16 protein-coding genes, 2 tRNA genes and 1 pseudogene are annotated in these 17288 nt (G+C 70.0%); 5 read left to right on the top strand and 14 right to left on the bottom strand.

Annotated features, from left to right (window positions below):
- The first annotated feature begins 97 nt into the window (after positions 1-97).
- Both OG729_RS26380 and OG729_RS26375 read left to right on the top strand, forming a co-directional pair.
- Positions 98-1588 carry a hypothetical protein gene (locus tag OG729_RS26380; RefSeq protein WP_405808321.1) on the top strand — a complete coding sequence of 497 codons (1491 nt, stop codon included), beginning with the start codon at positions 98-100 and terminating at the stop codon, positions 1586-1588.
- Entirely contained in the window at positions 1585-3180 is a 1596-nt protein-coding gene (locus OG729_RS26375) for an NADH-ubiquinone oxidoreductase-F iron-sulfur binding region domain-containing protein (protein ID WP_360879829.1), read from the top strand. Before OG729_RS26380 ends, OG729_RS26375 begins: the two co-directional genes overlap by 4 nt.
- A 62-nt stretch (positions 3181-3242) precedes the next feature.
- Here OG729_RS26375 and OG729_RS26370 read toward each other — a convergent pair.
- Positions 3243-3315 (bottom strand) — tRNA-Ala (locus tag OG729_RS26370).
- 155 nt (positions 3316-3470) lie between these two features.
- On the opposite strand from OG729_RS26370, the pseudogene OG729_RS26365 reads away from it, so the two are divergent.
- Positions 3471-4625: pseudogene (locus tag OG729_RS26365) on the top strand (glycosyltransferase 87 family protein); the annotation flags it as partial.
- Here OG729_RS26365 and OG729_RS26360 read toward each other — a convergent pair.
- Both OG729_RS26360 and OG729_RS26355 read right to left on the bottom strand, forming a co-directional pair.
- Entirely contained in the window at positions 4618-4851 is a 234-nt protein-coding gene (locus OG729_RS26360; RefSeq protein ID WP_040916346.1) for a hypothetical protein, read from the bottom strand. The pseudogene OG729_RS26365 and the gene OG729_RS26360 overlap by 8 nt on opposite strands.
- A gap of 238 nt (positions 4852-5089) precedes the next feature.
- Positions 5090-6427 carry an MFS transporter gene (locus tag OG729_RS26355; RefSeq protein WP_405811291.1) on the bottom strand — a complete coding sequence of 446 codons (1338 nt, stop codon included), beginning with the start codon at positions 6425-6427 and terminating at the stop codon, positions 5090-5092.
- A 193-nt stretch (positions 6428-6620) separates the two neighbouring features.
- On the opposite strand from OG729_RS26355, the gene OG729_RS26350 reads away from it, so the two are divergent.
- Positions 6621-7502 carry a helix-turn-helix transcriptional regulator gene (locus tag OG729_RS26350; RefSeq protein ID WP_405808320.1) on the top strand — a complete coding sequence of 294 codons (882 nt, stop codon included), beginning with the start codon at positions 6621-6623 and terminating at the stop codon, positions 7500-7502.
- An 88-nt stretch (positions 7503-7590) separates the two neighbouring features.
- Here the strand turns inward: OG729_RS26350 and OG729_RS26345 are convergent.
- The 7 genes from OG729_RS26345 to OG729_RS26315 form a co-directional block, all read right to left on the bottom strand.
- Positions 7591-7663 (bottom strand) — tRNA-Ala (locus OG729_RS26345).
- Positions 7664-7768: 105 nt separating this feature from the next.
- Complete coding sequence (locus tag OG729_RS26340) at positions 7769-8434, bottom strand: histidine phosphatase family protein (protein ID WP_360881031.1); 666 nt, start codon at positions 8432-8434, stop codon at positions 7769-7771.
- The gene (rsfS, locus tag OG729_RS26335; RefSeq protein ID WP_360881029.1) at positions 8431-8862 is read right to left on the bottom strand and encodes a ribosome silencing factor; all 432 of its coding nucleotides are present in this window, start codon (positions 8860-8862) and stop codon (positions 8431-8433) included. The genes OG729_RS26340 and rsfS overlap by 4 nt, the downstream gene beginning before the upstream one ends.
- Before the next feature lie 292 nt (positions 8863-9154).
- Positions 9155-10882, bottom strand: coding sequence for an LCP family protein (locus OG729_RS26330; protein WP_405808319.1), 1728 nt, complete (start codon positions 10880-10882; stop codon positions 9155-9157).
- 19 nt (positions 10883-10901) lie between these two features.
- Entirely contained in the window at positions 10902-11531 is a 630-nt protein-coding gene (nadD, locus tag OG729_RS26325; protein ID WP_405808318.1) for a nicotinate-nucleotide adenylyltransferase, read from the bottom strand.
- Positions 11532-11569: 38 nt separating this feature from the next.
- A complete protein-coding gene (locus OG729_RS26320; protein WP_360881018.1) occupies positions 11570-11731 on the bottom strand; it encodes a hypothetical protein in 162 nt (53 codons plus the stop codon).
- A 119-nt stretch (positions 11732-11850) separates the two neighbouring features.
- The gene (locus tag OG729_RS26315; protein WP_360881016.1) at positions 11851-12015 is read right to left on the bottom strand and encodes a hypothetical protein; all 165 of its coding nucleotides are present in this window, start codon (positions 12013-12015) and stop codon (positions 11851-11853) included.
- Positions 12016-12135: 120 nt separating this feature from the next.
- Between OG729_RS26315 and OG729_RS26310 the strand changes: the two genes are divergently transcribed.
- Complete coding sequence (locus OG729_RS26310; protein ID WP_405808317.1) at positions 12136-13272, top strand: M48 family metallopeptidase; 1137 nt, start codon at positions 12136-12138, stop codon at positions 13270-13272.
- Positions 13273-13375: 103 nt separating this feature from the next.
- On the opposite strand, the gene OG729_RS26305 is transcribed toward OG729_RS26310, so the two are convergent.
- The 4 genes from OG729_RS26305 to OG729_RS26290 all read right to left on the bottom strand — a co-directional run bounded on the left by OG729_RS26305 (position 13376) and on the right by OG729_RS26290 (position 17216).
- On the bottom strand, positions 13376-14452 hold the full coding sequence (locus OG729_RS26305) for a hypothetical protein (RefSeq protein ID WP_405808316.1): 1077 nt from the start codon (positions 14450-14452) through the stop codon (positions 13376-13378).
- A gap of 195 nt (positions 14453-14647) precedes the next feature.
- Positions 14648-15256 (bottom strand): hypothetical protein, encoded by a 609-nt coding sequence (locus tag OG729_RS26300; protein ID WP_360881010.1) that lies wholly within the window; start codon positions 15254-15256, stop codon positions 14648-14650.
- A gap of 78 nt (positions 15257-15334) precedes the next feature.
- Positions 15335-16624, bottom strand: a complete 1290-nt coding sequence (locus OG729_RS26295) for a glutamate-5-semialdehyde dehydrogenase (protein ID WP_360881008.1) — start codon at positions 16622-16624, stop codon at positions 15335-15337.
- A 64-nt stretch (positions 16625-16688) separates the two neighbouring features.
- Positions 16689-17216, bottom strand: a complete 528-nt coding sequence (locus OG729_RS26290) for a hypothetical protein (protein WP_360881006.1) — start codon at positions 17214-17216, stop codon at positions 16689-16691.
- Positions 17217-17288: the final 72 nt, after the last annotated feature.

Genomic DNA, 17288 nt, shown 5'->3' with positions numbered 1-17288 from the left:
TCGGCTCTCTAAACGTTGAAACGTCGTACCACCCAGTATGGGTCGACCTAGCATGCGTCAACGGGACCGTATTTCCCGCACCATTCGGAGTCGCCCCATGAACCCTCAACGCAACAGCCGTTCGTCCCCCGCACCGAGTACCGGGCTCAGCCGCCCGGTGCAAGGTGGCTTGATCGTCGCGGCGTTCGTGCTCATACCCCTGCTGGCCATCGGCGGGAGTGACAGCTTTCGTGCGTTTCTCGACTTCGGCACCGGAGTTCTGTCCCTGGTGTCCCTGACCGCTTCCGTGGCGTGGGGTCTGCTCGCCACCGACCGAGTGCTGCTGAACACCCGCCACCGCCTCCTCGCGCAGGCAATCCACCGAGCCACCGCAACCGCGTCGCTCGGCTTCCTGCTGCTGCACGTCAGCGTGAAGGTGTCGCTGGGGAAGGTGTCGCTGATCGGCGCCCTGATCCCGTTCGGACTCGGCGTCACCGGTACCTCCGGCCTCATCGGCTTCGGCTCGCTGGCCGGCTTCCTCATGGTGGTCGCCGCCACGACCGGTGTGCTGCGCAGCACCCTGGCGGGCAACATCCGCACGGCGGGCCGCTGGCGGCCACTGCACATGCTGGCTTACCCGGCCTGGTGCTCGGCGCTCGTGCACGGCCTCTACGCGGGTCGCCCCGCCGCGCCGTGGGTCACGACCATGTACTGCCTCGCGCTCGCCGGAGTCGCTGGCGCCGTCGCCGTACGGCTGCTGCCCCGCCCGACGCAGCGGCGCATCGCCAACAAGATCATGTCGCTGACCGGCGGCAGCTCCGACGGCCCGTCGGCCGACGAGGAGCCACGGCGCGACCCGAGCGCCTCCCCGCTCCCCGGCGCGACCGCGCCGGCGGGCCTCAACGGCATGGGTGGCATTCCCTCGCAGCGTACGTACGAGGCGGATTTCCAGCGCGCTTCCCCCTTCGACCAGACGCGTGCGCAGCCCAGGCGGCTTGCGGCCCCCTCGCCCCAGCTGTACGAGGTGCCCCCGCCGCCTGAAGCCGAGCCGACCGTCAGCCGCGGCGCGGGCTCCGGCACCGGGATCTCCGCCGCGTACCGCGCGGTCTCCCTCGCCGGCGACCCGGCCGCTCCGCTCGCGGAGCGCATACCGATGACGGAGGAGATCCCCGTCGTGTCGGAGTCGGGGCCCCGGCCCGGTCTGTGGCCCACCCCGTCTCCGCCGCCGCCCGCGCAGGCGTTCCGGCCCGAACCCGCCGAAGCCCCCGAGCCCCCCGCTCCTCCGGCGTACGAGCCCCCGGCGTACGAGCCCCCTCCCGCCTACGATCCCGGTCCCCCGGCCACCGCATACGACACCCCGACGTCCTTCGACACCCCGACGTTCGACACCTCGGCCTCGTTCGGGACCCCGACCGCCTACGACCCCGCTCCCTCGTTCGACACCCCGACCGCTTACGACCCCGCTCCCTCGTATCCCGCGTACGAAGAAACTCCCTCCCCGTACGCCACCGGCAACCCCGCCGCGTACGACGACACAGCGCCGATGCCCGGGCTCTTCCCGCCCCCGGCCGGCGAACCCTGGCACGCGCCCGCAGGAGACCGACCGTGAACACCCCCCTCCCTGATGTCCCCGAGGTCCGCGTTGTCGGCCTTCCCCAGCTGACACAGGGGTTCGACCTTGTCGAGCGCCTCGACCTCCCCATGCATCTCAAGGTGCACGGCCCTCTTGAACCCATGACCGGCGAGCGGCTCGCGCAGCTCGCCGACGACATATCGCTGCGCGGCCGCGGCGGCGCGGGCTTCCCCTTCGGGCAGAAGCTCCGCGCCGTTGCCAAGTCCGCCATCCGACGCGGGGTGCGGCCCGTCGTCGTGGTCAACGGCAGTGAGGGCGAGCCCGCCTGCCGCAAGGACACAGTGCTGCTCAATCGCGCCCCCCATCTGATCCTGGACGGCGCCCTGCTGGCCGCCGAGGCGCTCGGCGCGCGCACTCTGGTCGTCGCGGTCACCCGCAACTCCACCGAGATCTCCATGCGCGCCGCACTGGCCGAGCGCGGGCTGTCCGACCGGCGCGGGCAGCAGCTACGCGCGCGGATCGTGCGCACCCCGGAGCGGATGGTCTCCGGCGAGGCTTCCTCCGTCATCCGCGCGGTGAACGGCGGCCCTGCGCTGCCGCCCGGCCGCCGTGAGCGCGCGTCCGACACCGGCGTCGGCGGCGCCCCGACCCTGCTGTCCAACGCCGAGACCTTCGCGCAGCTCGCTGTCGGCGCCCGCATCGGCGCGCGCCGCTACAGCCACACCGGCCTGGACACCGAGCCGGGCACGGTCATGCTGACCATCTCCGGGGCGGTCGCGCGCCCCATGGTCGTCGAGGTCCCCACGGGTGTGCCGCTGCGGTACGTGCTGCAGCTGGCGGGCGCCCCGCCGCTCCCCCAGGGCGTGCTGACCGGCGGCTACCACGGCAACTGGATCGACTCGGTCGCCGTCCACGAGTCCAACGTCTCGCGCGAATCACTGGCCGCCGTGGGCGGCGCCCTGGGCGCGGGCGCGATCCTCCCCATCGGCCCGGAGACCTGCCCGCTCGGCGAGGCACAGCGAGTGGCCAACTGGCTCGCCGCCGAGACCGCGGGCCAGTGCGGCCCCTGCAAGCTGGGCCTGCCCGCGGCGGCCGGCGGTCTGTCCGACGTCATCAACGGCGGCGGCCCTGCCGCGCTGGAGGCGCTGCGCGAGGTTACCCAGGCCGTCAAGGGCCGCGGCGCGTGCAAGCACCCCGACGGCTCGGCGCGCTTCTTCGCCTCGACCCTGTCCGCCTTCACGGACGACCTCGCCGCCCATGTGCTGCACGGCGGCTGTGGACGCGAGACGACCGGTGTGCTGCCCCTGCCCCTGCCCGGCTACGAGGAGGCGGAGGAGTCGATTCCGAGCGGCGAGAAGGTCTTCATCGACTGGACGCTCTGCCAGGGCCACGGGATCTGCGCGGAAATCATCCCCGAGCTGATCCGGCTCAACCCCGACGGGTATCCGGCGGTGGCCGACGCGGTCGTTCCCGTGCACCTTCAGGGGCGCACACAGCGGGCCGTACGGCGGTGCCCCGCGCTGGCGATGCGTATAGAGCAGGCGCCGGCCGAGCGGGCTCCCAAGGCCGCCGACCGCCCCGCCCTGCCCGGCGGCAACCGCAAGGCCCTTGGCAGCGGCCGCAGTTGACAGGCACATAAGGAAGCGGGCCATCCGGTCGGATGGCCCGCTTCCTTATGTCTGCTTTGAAGTGGAGCTAAGGAGAATTGAACTCCTGACCTCCTGCATGCCATGCAGGCGCTCTACCAACTGAGCTATAGCCCCTTGCGATGTGCCGCCTGCCAGCCTTCCAGCTGGGGGTTTCCTGTGTGAAGGTTCCCCCCGCGGCGACGTCGCCAAGAGTACACGCTCCCCCCGGTGCATCACCAAATCGTTTCCGGCCTGTACGAAGTGGTCCGGTAATGTCCCCTTTCGTGACCATGATCACGCGGCCCGGAATCCAACGTTCCACCCTCGTCGCCGCAGCAGTCTGTCTGCTCTCCTTCACGGCCTTCTGGCTGGCGCAGCGCGCCGTCAACGTCTCGATGATCGACCTGATGGTGTACCGGGCAGCAGGCGCGACCGTACGCGCCGGGGCGGACCTCTACGCGATGCGCACCACCGAGGCGAACCTCCCGTCGACCTATCCGCCGTTCGCCGCACTGCTGTTCACGCCGCTCACGCTGCTCGGCGTGCCCGAGATGCGCACCCTGGCGACCGCCGCGAACCTGCTGCTCCTGGTGGCCCTCGTCGACCTCTCCCTGCGGCTGACCCACCCGCGTGCGGACCGGCCTGCGGCGACGCTCTGGGTGGCGGCGGCGGCCGTATGGTGCGAGCCGGTGTGGGCCACGGTGCGGTACGGCCAGATCAATCTGCTGCTCGCGGTCGCCGTGCTGTGGGACTTCACCCGCCGCGAGGGCCACCGGGTCTCGGGCGCGGGCATCGGGTTCGCCGCCGCCGTGAAGCTCACTCCCGCGCTCTTCGCACTGCTTGCACTGATCGCAGGGCTGGTACTGGTACGGGCCGGGCGCGGGGGCCCGAACCCATGGCTGCGGCGGGCGGCGACCGCGACCACGGTCTTTCTCGGTGCGACCCTCGCGTCCGCCGTCACCCTTCCTTACGACTCCCGGCGCTTCTGGACCGGCATGGTCTTCGCGGCCGACCGCGTCGGCCGCGCCGAGAACACCGCCAACCAGTCGCTGCGCGGTGTGCTCGCCCGGCTGCTGCACACCCCCGATCCGGGGCCGTGGTGGGCCGTGACGGCCGCTCTCGCCGCCTTGGCGGGGCTCGGAGTGGGCGTGGATTGCGCGCTGCGCGGCGATCGCGCCTGCGCGGTCGTGGCCGGTGCCGCGACGGCGCTGCTGATCAGTCCGATCTCCTGGTCTCACCACTGGGTGTGGTGCGTGCCCACGGTGCTCCTGGTGGCGGCACGCGGCAGGACGGGGTGGGCCGCAGCGGCGGGGCTGGTGTTCTTTTCGTATGCCCTGTGGTGGGTGCCCCACGGCCAAGGGCGGCTCGAACTCGCCCAGAACGGAAGCCAGATGGTCCTTTCCGCTCTCTATCCGCTCACGGCCGGGACCGTTCTGGTCATGCTGTGGCGAACGAATAGAACCGTTTCAGGGTGCAGTGCTCATCCAGCAGCCGCCCGTAGATCGGCTCCCCCTCGAGTTCCCGGTAGGTCTCGATGGGGTCGCCTTTTATGATCAGCGCCCGCGCGCACTCCTCGCACCAGTACTGGTACTCCGGATTGATCGGGTCCATGTCCCGGACGATGGGCGTACCACTGCCGCACCAGTCGCATTTCCGCCTGTGTGCACCCATCATTCAGCTCCAGCTGTGGCCGCAGGCCGTGCACACGTAGGAAACTCCACCATGGTCGCCGAGGACTTGGGCGACATGCCCCGATCCGCAGGAGGGGCAGCTGAGACGAGCACGTTCCTCCGCCGTGGCAAGCAGGTCATCGGCCTCCTCGCTGTTCCTGGCGGACATCGTGCTCTCCCTCCCGTACTGGCCGGTGTCCCCTCCGGCCGTCCGATTCTGCCATGGCCACGCAAGAGGGTCATTGGCGTTTGCGTACGAGACCGGCCACCGCACCCAAGATCGACGCCGCCGCCAGCGCGAGGGCGCACACCCACAGGGCGTCCGCGGACCCCTGCGCCCCGGGTACTGTCTGCAGATTCAGGAAAAGTGTGCCGAATGCGGCGACGCCGATCAGCTGGCCGAGCTGCGTGACCGTCACCAACAGACCACTGGCGTCCGCCGCGTCCTGCTGCCGTACGGTTGCGAGCGCGCCCGTGAGCGTGGGGCTGTAAGCGAGCGCCAGACCGGCGCCGACGCCCATGAAGGCGACGTACAGCCACAGTCCGCCGTCACCGCCGTCCCGCAGCACCGCACCGACCGCGACACACGCCAGCGCGGTGAGCGCGAAACCGCCCGGGACCAGGGCCTTTTGGAGACCTGCGGGCCAGCGCCGCCAGGTCAGACCGACCGCTCCGAAGATCAGCGCGGTGGGCGCGAACGTCAGCCCCGCGCGGAGCGCAGTGTGGCCGAGACCACCCTGGACATGCAGGGTCAGAGTGAAGAGGAAGCCGGCGTTCACTGCCATCACGAGTGTGATTCGCAGCACCGCGCGGCCCATGCCCGGGATGCGCAGCACGCGCGGGGCGATCAGCGGTGCGCCGCCGCGTCCCGCGAGCCGCGACTCGTACGCCAGGAAGAGGCCGAAAAGGACCGCGGAGGCGGCGAGCGAGAGCCAGGACCAGGCCGGCCAGTCCTGCTCCTGCCCGAGCACCAGTGGCACCGTGAAGAGCGTTACGACCGCGGCGAGCAGCACCAGGCCGGGCAGATCGAGGCCGCGGGCGCGCTCGGGCTCGTCGCGCCGGTCCTTGGGCAGCGCCCGCGCGCCGAGCACCAGCAGCAGGAGGCCGATGGGGACGTTCACCAGGAAGACCGGCCGCCAGCTCGCGCCGAAGAGATCGGCGCTGACCAGAACACCGCCCACGACCTGTCCGGCGGCGGCTCCGGTGGCCAGAACCGCGGAGTACGCGCCGAGCGCGCGCACCCGTCCCTCGCCGGTGAAGTTCCGCTGGATCAGGCTGAGCACCTGAGGGATCATCAGGGCAGCACCCGCGCCCTGGACAAGCCGGAAGACGATCAACTGGCCGGTGCCCGCGGCGAGTCCGCAGGCGAGCGAGGCGGCGGTGAAGAGCAACAGCCCGCCCAGATAGGCCCGGCGGTGCCCGAGCAGATCGCCGAGCCTGGCGCCGGTGATCAGCAGGACGGCGTACGAGATGGTGTACCCGGCGATGACCAGCTGCAACCCCGCGCCGGACGCGTCGAGTTCGATTCGGATGGTGGGGGCCGCGACATTGACGATGAAGGTGTCGAGGAGCGCCATGAACTGCGCGGCAAGCACGATCGCGAGCAGCAGCCGTGGCCGGTTGTCAGTGGCTGGGTGTCTACTGAGCCGTGGAGTCTGTACCGGGTTCGTCGTCATGGCAGAGAGCCTGACGGCGTTCCGGTACGGGTAACGAGAGCCCGCTGATGCTGGTACTGACAGCACCTGGCAACGGCCGGCGCCGGCCTCGACCATGGGGGATGTGACCACGATGACGGCGACGACGACGAACACCACGGGCGCGGCGCACCATCGCCGCAGACCCGAGCTGGCCGCGTTTCTGCGCAGCCGCCGGGCGCGGGTGACGCCCGCGGATGTGGGCATGCCGCCGGGCCTGAGACGTCGCACGCCTGGCCTGCGCCGCGAGGAGGTCGCCCAGCTCTCCGGCGTCGGCGTCACTTGGTACACCTGGCTGGAGCAGGGCCGCCCGATCAACGCCTCGGCCCAGGTCCTGGACGCCGTGGCGCGTACGCTCCGCCTCGACCAGCCGGAGCGCGAGCATCTCTACCACCTGGCGGAGGTGCCGTATGCCCCGCACCCGCAGAAGGCGGCGGAGAGCGTCAGCCCGGAGATCCAGGGCATCATCGACGCCCTCGACCCGCGTCCCGCCGTGGTCTACAACGCGCGGTACGACGTGCTCGCGACCAACCCCGCCTACCGCGATCTGTTCGCGCTCAACCGCGCGGAGCAATTCGGCATACGCAACGTGCTGTGGACGCTCTTCACGCTGCCCGAGCCGGCCTGCCCGGTGGTGTTCCGCGACTCGGAGCTGCCGCTGATGGTGGCGCAGCTGCGCGGTGCGTACGGCCGGCATGTGGGCGAGCCCGCCTGGGAGTCGTTCGTCCACCGGCTCTCGGCCACCAGCGACTACTTCGCCGAGCTGTGGGAGAGCGGGAACGTCCTGCCGCCGGGTCCGCGCGTGAAGACGTTCCGGCACGAGGAGATAGGCGAGGTGCGGATGACCTCCGTATCGCTGTCGATCAACGGAATGCCGGAGTGCCGGATCGTCGCCTACACACCGAACGACGAGGAGAGCCTGCGACGGATCGAGTTGCTGCGGGAACTGCGCGACTGATGTGGGAACTGCGCGGCCGCGTGGCTGCATGGCTGGGAAGCAAAAATCCCGCCCGGTCGAATGAATCGACCGGACGGGATCTCGACTGTGGAGCTAAGGAGAATTGAACTCCTGACCTCCTGCATGCCATGCAGGCGCTCTACCAACTGAGCTATAGCCCCGCGTGTTCTTCGCGCTCCGCGCTGCGAACAAGAAGAACTTTAGCCTGCGACCTGCCGGAAAGTGAAATCCGGGGGCGGGGTGCCGACGGCCGGGCCCGGGCGGGGTCAGTCGTCGTCGCCGAGGACCGGTTCCGGGAGGGTGCCGGCATTGTGCTCGAGCAGTCGCCAGCCGCGCGCGCCCTCGCCGAGCACCGACCAGCAGCAGTTGGAGAGGCCGCCGAGACTCTCCCAGTGGTGGGCCTCCAGGCCGAGCAGCCGGCCGATGGTGGTGCGGATTGTGCCGCCGTGGCTGACCACGACGAGCGTGCCGTCGTCGGGCAGCTTCTCGGCGTGGTGCAGCACCACGGGAGCGGCCCGGTCGGCAACCTCGGTCTCCAGCTCGCCACCACCGCGGCGCACGGGCTCGCCGCGCTTCCAGGCGGCGTACTGCGCGCCGTACTGCGCGACGATCTCGTCGTGGGTCAGGCCCTGCCAGGCGCCCGCGTATGTCTCGCGCAGGGCGGCGTCGTACGAGATGTCGAGTCCGGTGATCCCGGCCAGCTCGCCGGCCGTGGCCGCCGCCCGCTTGAGGTCGGAGGCGACGATCGCGTCGGGCCGCAGGGAGGCGAGCAGCCGGGCCGCCCGGCGCGCCTGGGCGACACCGGTCTCGGTCAGTGTGATGTCCGTGGAGCCCTGGAAGCGGCGCTCCAGGTTCCACGCGGTCTGGCCGTGCCGCCACAGGACGACACGGCGACCCCTGTCTCGCTTGCTGCTCCTGTCGCGGCCGTTCAGCTCAGCTCACCGTCCGGTCCGCCGGCAAGCCGGGCGTGCTCCTCGGCCTTGCCGCGGGTCTTCCGGGCGTCCTCGGGGAGAGGCAGCTCCGGGCAGTCCTTCCACAGCCGCTCCAGGGCGTAGAAGACACGCTCTTCGCTGTGCTGGACGTGCACGACGATGTCGACGTAGTCGAGCAGGATCCAGCGGGCGTCGCGGTCGCCCTCGCGGCGCACCGGCTTGGCGCCGAGCTCCTTGTTCAGCCGCTCCTCGATCTCGTCGACGATCGACTTGACCTGGCGGTCGTTGGGCGCGGAGGCGAGCAGAAATGCGTCGGTGATCGACAGCACATCGCTGACGTCGTAGGCGATGATGTCGTGCGCGAGCCGGTCGGCAGCCGCCTGAGCGGCGGTGTTGACGAGCTCGATGGAGCGGTCCGTGGCGGTCACAAGCAGGCTTTCGTCGGCGGTCAGGTACCCCTCAAGGGTCTCACGGACCACCGACAGCCCATGCCGGGATTATTCGACCCTGATCACAAGCCTTGATCACGAGCGTCGATCACGAGCGTCGATCACGGGGCATGGCCGCGGGGTCACGATCGAGGGTCTTGATCACGAGCCGGGGCGCCCGCCCTGATCAGTCGCCGTGGCTGCCAGTCGACCGCCCGTCGACCGCCCCTCAATCACTCGCTCCTCGATCACTCGCCGGTCGATCTCCGATCACGGTCCCCTGTCGCCGGTCTCACTCGTCCTGGCCGGTCGGCTTGTAGTCCTTGCCGAGCACCACGGAGACATCCGCGTTGGCGGCCGCGGCGCCCTTCTTGACCGCGCTCGCCGGCAGTCCCAGAGTCTTGGCTACCTCCACCGCCTTCGCCTTCTGTGCCTCGTTCCCGTACGTGACCTTCGAGGCAGACTCGGTGTCCGCCTTGCCGCCGTCGAGGACCGAGTAGCCGCCGTTGACCAAGGCGATCCGGGCCTTCTCGGTAAAGCCGGCGTTCCCGGTGGCGTTCTTGATCCCCACGCGCACGGCCGCGCCCTTGTCCGGTGCGGTGACCTCGCCGCCCAGGATGTCCTCGACGACGCTGTCGGCGGCCTGCGCGGTGAGCGTGCCGTCCTGCTGGACCGGCAGCAGCGCCGTCTTGTAGTCGCCGCCCTTGGCGTGCTCGGCGAGCTTGGCGAGCGCGGCGCCCAGGTCGCTCTCGCGCAGCGACGGGTCGAGGATCTGCGCCAGCGTCTCCACCGTGACGGTCGCCGACTTGGGGTCGTCGGGGAACTTCTTGAGGACGGCCTGCATGACCTGGCCGAAGCGCTGCAGCTGCTTGGCCTCGGCCTCGCCGGGCCCGAGGTAGGTGGCGTACGCGACGGCTGCCCGCCCGTTCAGCGTCTGGTTCTCGCCCTTCTTCACCAGCGGCGCCTCGCCCTTCTTGGCGCCGGGCACCTCGGTGTCGGTGGTCAGGTCGATGGTGCCGACCAGCTCGACGAGGTTCTCCAGGTACGGGGTGTCGAGCCGCCAAGTGCCGGTGATCCTGGCGCCCAGGAGGGTGCCGATCGCCTCGCGCGTGCCCGTCGATCCGTCGTCGTCGACCGACTTGCCGAGCGTGGTGGCGGTGCCGTCGTCGTTGGCAACGGAGAGGGAGTTGGGAAGCAGGACGGTGGTGCCCTGCTTGGTGGTGGCGTTGTTGACGAGAAGGGCGGTCGAAGTGCCCTTCTTCTTGGTGTTGTGCAGATGCACCACGATCACGTCCCGCTTCTGCGGTCCCGTCGCGGTGTTGCTCTTCTTCTCCGTGTCCGAGATCACGGGCAGCTTGCCCGCGTACCAGAGGTAGCCGACGCCGCCGACGACGGCGAGCGCCAGCACGACCACGAGCGCGACGAAGCGGTTGCGGCCGCGGCGCTTGGCCTCCTCGCGCCGCTCGGAGCGGCTCTCGGTGAACTTCAGCCAGTCGATGACATCTTCGGAGTCCTCGTCCGGCTCTTCGATGAAGGAGAACTGCTCGGTGCCGTATTCACGTTCGGCCTCGGGTCGGCGCTGCCCGGGCACGGCGGCATGCCCCTGGTCGGGCCCGGGTGCCCGCACGGGCGGCTCGGCCGGAGCCTGCTGCTGTTGCCGCAGTTGCTGCTGGGGGATGTTCCACTGCTGGGTGGTGTCGACGACCGCGGGCTGCTGACCGGTGTCGTAGCCGTAGCCATAGCCCTGCTGCCCCTGGCCCTGCTGGGGGTAGGGGGCGTACGGGTCGTACTGCTGGGCCTGGTCGGTCCCCGGCGGCTGCTGGGCGTACGGGTCGTAGCGGTAGCCCTGATCGGGTCCCTGCGGTTGCTGCGGGTGCTGTTGCTGAGGGTGCTGCGGTTGCTGCTGCGCGTAGGGGTCGTACTGCTGGGGCTGCTGATAGACCGGCTGCCCGTACTCGTCGTAGCCGATGATCTGCGGCTGCTGGTAGTACGGGTCGTACGGATTTTGCTGGTCGTTCAACGGTGCCCCTCTCCGTGGCTCACTCGCCGCGGTACAACTGGCGCTTGTCGATGTAGCGCACCACACCGTCCGGAACCAGGTACCAGACCGGATCGCCTTCGGCGACCCTCGCCCGGCAGTCGGTCGACGAGATCGCCAGCGCCGGAACCTCCACCAGGGAAACCCCACCCTCGGGCAGCCCATCGTCCGTCAGGTCGTGACCCGGCCGGGTCACACCGATGAAGTGGGCGAGCGAGAACAGCTCTTCGGCGTCGCGCCAGCCCAGGATCTGGGAGAGAGCGTCGGCTCCGGTGATGAAGAAAAGATCCGCGTTCTTGTTGAGCGAGTGCAAGTCCCGCAGCGTGTCTATCGTGTACGTCGGCCCGCCGCGGTCGATGTCGATGCGGCTCACCGAGAACTGCGGGTTGGACGCCGTGGCGATGACCGTCATCAGATAGCGGTCCTCGGCCGGAGAAACCGCCTTGTGGCTCTTCTGCCACGGCTGCCCGGTCGGTACGAACACCACCTCGTCGAGGTGGAACAGGGCGGCCACCTCACTGGCGGCCACCAGGTGTCCATGGTGGATCGGGTCGAACGTCCCGCCCATCACGCCGATTCGGCGCTTGCCGGAACCGGAACCGGGACCGGTAGGCACTTTCTGCTCTCCCATGCGTGCAGAGCCTACTGGCACGACGGCTCGGCCCGGACTCAGCGGTCGCGATTGAAGCGGGTGGTGATCCACAGCAGCAGCAGGAGTGTGAAGAGTGCGCCGCCACCCGTCAGGTAGGGGCTGAGGCTTTCGTGGTTGCCACCGTGCTCGCCGCCTTCGGCGAGAGTGACCAGGTTGGCGGCGGTGCTGGCGAGGCTCATCTTCAGCAGTACCTATCGATCGGGAGTCGGAGCTCGGGACGGGTTCAGGCGACTATCCGACGGAGCGGAGAGACTTCGCGCACATCGTATGCGGGCCGCCCGGGCACGCTCACGGCGACTCAGTCGTTGTCACGGTCGTCGGTGCCGTTACCGCGGTAGCCGCGCAGCAGGAACCAGGCGAGCAGGGCGGCTCCGACGATCGACGCGATCAGCAGGAGCCGCAGCGTATTGCCCAGTCCCTGCTGTTCGGATGCGGCGGCGAGCAGTGCGGCGGTGTCCGGCATGTCGGGTCTACTCCTCAGTTATCCACAGCCCCCGCCACACGGTAGCCCCAGCACCTACGCTGGGGTCCGTCAGGGGGACGAGCCAGCACTCGCACCAAACAGGGGCATCAGGGGGCTTGAATGACAGACAGCAATAACGAGAACGTGCCCAGCAGGCAGCGCAAGCGCTTCCCGGGCATCTCCTCACGTGCGTACGAACATCCCGCGGACCGCTCGGCGCTGGTCGCCCTGCGCAAGCTCAGCGGCTTCGACACCGTTTTCAAGGCATTGAGCGGACTGCTGCCGGAGCGCAGCCTGCGACTGCTCTTCCTCTCCGACTCGGTGCGGGTGAGCGACGCGCAGTTCGCGCATCTGAACACCATGCTCCGGGACGCCTGCTACATCCTGGACCTGGAGAAGGTCCCCGCGATGTACGTCACGCAGGACCCGCGGCCCAATGCCATGTGTATCGGCCTGGACGAGCCGATCATCGTGGTCACCACCGGTCTGGTGGAACTGCTCGACGAGGAGGAAATGCGGGCCGTCGTCGGGCACGAGGTGGGCCATGCGCTCTCCGGCCACTCCGTCTACCGCACGATACTGCTCTTCCTCACCAGCCTCGCGCTGAAGATCGCATGGATTCCGCTCGGCAATTTCGCGATCATGGCGATCGTCACGGCGCTGCGTGAGTGGTTCCGCAAGTCGGAGCTTTCGGCGGACCGCGCCGGGCTGCTGGTCGGCCAGGACCTGCAGGCGTCGATGCGCGGCCTGATGAAGATCGCCGGTGGCAATCATCTGCACGAGATGAACGTCGACGCGTTCCTCGAGCAGGCCGAGGAGTACGAGGCGGGCGGCGATCTGCGCGACTCCGTGCTGAAGATCCTCAACGTGCTGCCGCGCTCGCACCCGTTCACCACGGTGCGGGCCGCCGAGCTGAAGAAGTGGGCCGCGAGCCGCGACTACCAGCGGATCATGGACGGCCACTACCCGCGGCGCACGGAGGACAAGGACACCTCGGTCTCCGACTCCTTCCGCGAGTCCGCGTCGCACTATGCGGAGACGGTGCGCACAAGCAAGGACCCGCTGATGAAGCTGGTCGGCGACATAGCCGGCGGCGCGGGCGACCTGGGCGGGAAGCTGCGGGACAAGTTCACCACCGCGGCCGGCAGCAGCTCGGGCTCGGGCTCGGGCGGAAGCTCCGGTGGGAGCGAGGCGAACGGCAACGGCAGCGGCCCGGCGAGCGAGAACGGGAGCGGCGGGGGTCAGGGCGAGAGCTGAAGCGGCGCGGACGGGCCAGGAACGGACCGCGACGGCACGGCAAGCGCTCAAGCCCGGGCATGACAGGCGCGAATCACCGGTTGCGGCGAGCGCACGGCGCCGGTCACGGCGACGGCTGCGCGCCCGGTGCCAGCGTGCCGCAGAGCGCCGCGGTGGGCCGGCCCGTTGCGTACGGGTCGGTTCCGGCCGGCCCGGACGCCGTCCCCCGCTCGCCGGCGAGCAGGGGACGCAGGACGCCGGTCGTGTCCGCCGAGCAGGCTTGGGGCCCGGCCTGGACATAGCTGACCAGCACCTCCGCGCGGTGCTGGCGCAGATCGTCCCGGTCGAAGCGGAAGTGCAGCTCGCGGCGGACGGTGAACAGCGAGGCATCGCCCGCCCGCGTGCCGTTCACCCCGGCCGGCCGCAGTGCGTAGGCGAAGGTGTGGTCCGACGTCACCTCCAGGGCGTCGGGCCCCGCCTCGGCGACGCGCAGCGTGCCCTGCACCCTCACCTGAGGGTTTGCCAGCGCCACCTTCGCCGGGTCGTAGCGCACCAGCCACCCGCTGGCGGCGTGGCGGCCGTCGGCGGCGGGAGAGGTCATGCTCCGGTCGAACTGGCCGTACTGGTCCGGGTCGAGCAGCAACCGGACCGGTCGCACCGAGCCGCCCGTAAGGACATCGGGGTCGAGTGAGGACTCCACCAGGTAGTCCTTCGCGGTGGTCAGAGCCATCATCACCTGGCTCTCGGAGAAGCTCTTGGTGTGCCGGGCGCCGGGCAGATTGATGCCCGCGGCACCGATGCGGAAGTTCGCGGCAGGGCTGTGCGCATAGAGGTCGGCGGGAGTGCCGCCAGGGACCGGTCCCTGGGGTGCGAGCGGAATGAAGGTGATACGCAACGGTTCCGCCGGCTTGTAGGCCGGGGTCTGGTACGGATGCCGGATGCCCAGGTAGATCGCGGTGCCGAAGGCCATCGCGATCAGCAGGACAAGCACCAGGATCTGCTTGGCCCCGGTCCTGCGGCCCCAGGCGGGGAGGCTGCGCACTGCACGGGAGTGCTCGGCCATCCGCTCCTGCGCGGAGAATTCCTGCAGCCGCGCAGCCCGTACGAACGATTCGTCGAAGACGACGGATCGGTACTCGTCCTCACCACCGCCGGGGAGCCCCTCGGGTGTCCCCTCAGGCGGGTCTCTGCGCCCAGCCATACTTTCAGGGTAGGTCCGGCGGGGCCACGGTAAACGCCGTGGTGCACGACAAACTCTGACGAGTTCTCACGCGGTCGTTCAAGAGCTCGCACAGTGGCTGGGGAGGAGCTGCTCAAGGGCTGATCAGAGGCCGTTCCAAGGAGGTCAGGGCGGTCAGGGCGGTCAAGAAAGGTCAGAGGGTGCGCGTCCAGGGAATCAGGGGGTGCGAGGGTCGGCTGAGACTGGCGGCGCGGAGTACTCCGCGGAGGCGGAGGGCCCGCTCACCCGGTCCGTGGCCGAGCCGTTCGTGGGTGTGGCGTCGACGCCGGTCGTGGCGGGCGGCGGCACCCGGTCCTGGCGGTTGCCAGCGGCCCCTCGGTAGACGGCCGTGAAGGCGAGGGCGACCATTCCGATGCCCATCACCAGGGCGAGTATCCAGGCCACGGGCCGGTGCCAGCGGGCGCTGCCGCGGTAGGGGCGCAGCGCACCGCCGTGCCTGCCGTACGGCCCGCCGTACTCGTCGTCGTCAAAGTCGGTGCCGTCGTCGTACGCCCGCTCCCGGCCGTACTCTCCGAGGCCGTACCCATCGTCGTAGAGCTCTTCGTCGGGCACTCCGCCGCGGGATCTGCCCCGTGCGGCGTCGGCCTCGGCGCGGGCCTGGGCGGCAGCCAGAAGCCGCTCGACGGCGGTCGGCTCATGGAACTCGGCGGCCCGTACGAAGTCCTCGTCGAACACCACGGTGGCGAAGTCCTCGTCCGCGCCCCCGCGGTCGTCGTCGGGCTCCCAGCCGTCCGGGAACGGCCTGCCCCCCACGTCGTCCGGCACGCCTTCAGAGTAGACCTGGCCGGTCGGTTTGGGCAGACAGAGTCCGAACTCCGGCTGCCCGAGTGACCTGGCCGACAGCTACCGAGTGTGACCGTCTCCTGTCACGATGTACTTCGTCGAGGTCAGCTCCGGCAGCCCCATCGGGCCGCGTGCGTGCAGCTTCTGCGTGGAAATTCCGATCTCGGCACCGAAACCGAACTGGCCACCGTCCGTGAAACGCGTGGACGCGTTCACGGCGACCGTGGTCGAGTCCACCAACTGGGTGAACCGGCGGGCCGCCGCCTGCGAGGTCGTGACGATCGCCTCCGTGTGCCCGGAGGACCAGAGCCGGATGTGCGCGACGGCCGCGTCCAGGGACTCGACGACGGCGGCGGCGATGTCGTACGAGAGGTACTCGGTCTCCCAGTCCTCCGCCGTGGCCGCCACGAGGGTGGCCTTGGTGGCGTCGGCGTACTCCAGCACTCGCTCGTCGCCGTGCACGGTGACCCCGGAGTCGGCGAGCGCGTCCAGGGCGCGCGGCAGGAATGCGGCTGCGACGTCCCGGTGGACCAGGAGCGTCTCGGCGGCGTTGCAGACGCTCGGGCGCTGCGCCTTGGAGTTGATCAGGATGTCCACGGCCATGTCGATGTCGGTCTCGGCGTCGACATACACATGGCAGTTACCGGTGCCGGTCTCGATGACCGGGACGGTGGACTCCTCGACGACAGTACGGATGAGGGAGGCGCCGCCGCGCGGGATGAGCACGTCGACCAAGCCGCGGGCGCGCATCAACTCCCGTACGGAATCGCGGCTTTCACCGGGCACGAGCTGCACCGCGTCGGCCGGCAGGCCCGAGCCGCCGACGGCGTCCCGCAGGACCTTCACCAGTGCGCTGTTGGATGAGTAGGCGGACGAGGAGCCGCGCAGCAGCACCGCGTTGCCGGACTTCAGGCAGAGGGCCGCGGCGTCCACGGTGACGTTCGGCCGGGCCTCGTAGATGATCCCGACGACGCCGAGAGGGACGCGCACCTGGCGCAGGTCGATGCCGTTGGGCAGGGTCGAGCCGCGCACCACCTCGCCGACCGGGTCGGGCAGCGCGGCCACGTGCCGCACGTCGGCGGCGATGGCCCGCACCCGCTCCGGGGTCAGGGTGAGCCGGTCGATGATCGACTCGCTGGTACCCGCCTCCCGGGCGCGGGCGATGTCCTCGGCGTTGGCCGTAACGATCTCGCTGGTACGGACCTCGAGCGCGTCCGCGATCGCCAGCAGCGCGTCGTCCTTCGCCGACCGCGGCAGCGGCGCGAGGTCGGCGGCCGCGCCACGGGCCCGGTAGGCGGCCTGGGCGACCGGGGAGAGGTTGTCGTACGGCGAAAGCGGCGACGTCGTCATACCCGCAGGGTAGTGCCACTTCAGCGGGCGTCCCTCACGTATTCCGCACTGCGAGACAGAAGCCTCAGAAGGGATGCACGCCCACGGGGGCGGCCGGTGGCGGGCCGTACCCCTCCGCGATGCGCTGGTGGTAGGTCTGGCGGTCGATGACCTCGAGGCCGACGATCTCCCACGGTGGAAGCCTGGCGCTGGAGCGGTGCTCGCCCCACAGGCGCAGCGCGACCGCTGCGGCGTCGTGCAGGTCCCGCGCCTCCTCCCAGTAGCGGATCTCCGCGTGGTCGTTGGCATACCGGCTGGTCAGCAGGAAGGGGTGATCGTGCGCGAGCTGTTCCAGACCACGCCGGACCTCCTTCAGCGGGGCTTCGGCTCCGGAGACGCTGAGCGTGATGTGCCACAGCTTCGACTGCACACGTTCCCTGCTGTGAGCGCCCGTCTCGGATCCGGTCTGCTGACCTGCTTCGGCGTCGCTGACGTCGTCGAAGTCCGCACCCGCACCGACGCTGGTCAGGGCGCGTTCCTCGCCCACGGCCCTACGGGCGTGAGGGATGCCCCCCGACCCGCGGGGCACATCCCCTGGGCGCGCTCGTCTCACCGGCGGCCTCCTGTTGCATGTGTCGTCCTGCTGTACCCCGCCATTCCTCCGCAACAAAGTTGACCAGTCCGG

Source organism: Streptomyces sp. NBC_00210 (assembly GCF_045160975.1).
In the GTDB taxonomy this organism is placed as follows: Bacteria; Actinomycetota; Actinomycetes; order Streptomycetales; family Streptomycetaceae; genus Streptomyces.
The sequence above is the reverse complement of the archived record's forward strand: the minus strand, read 5'-3'. Positions and strand labels throughout refer to the sequence as shown.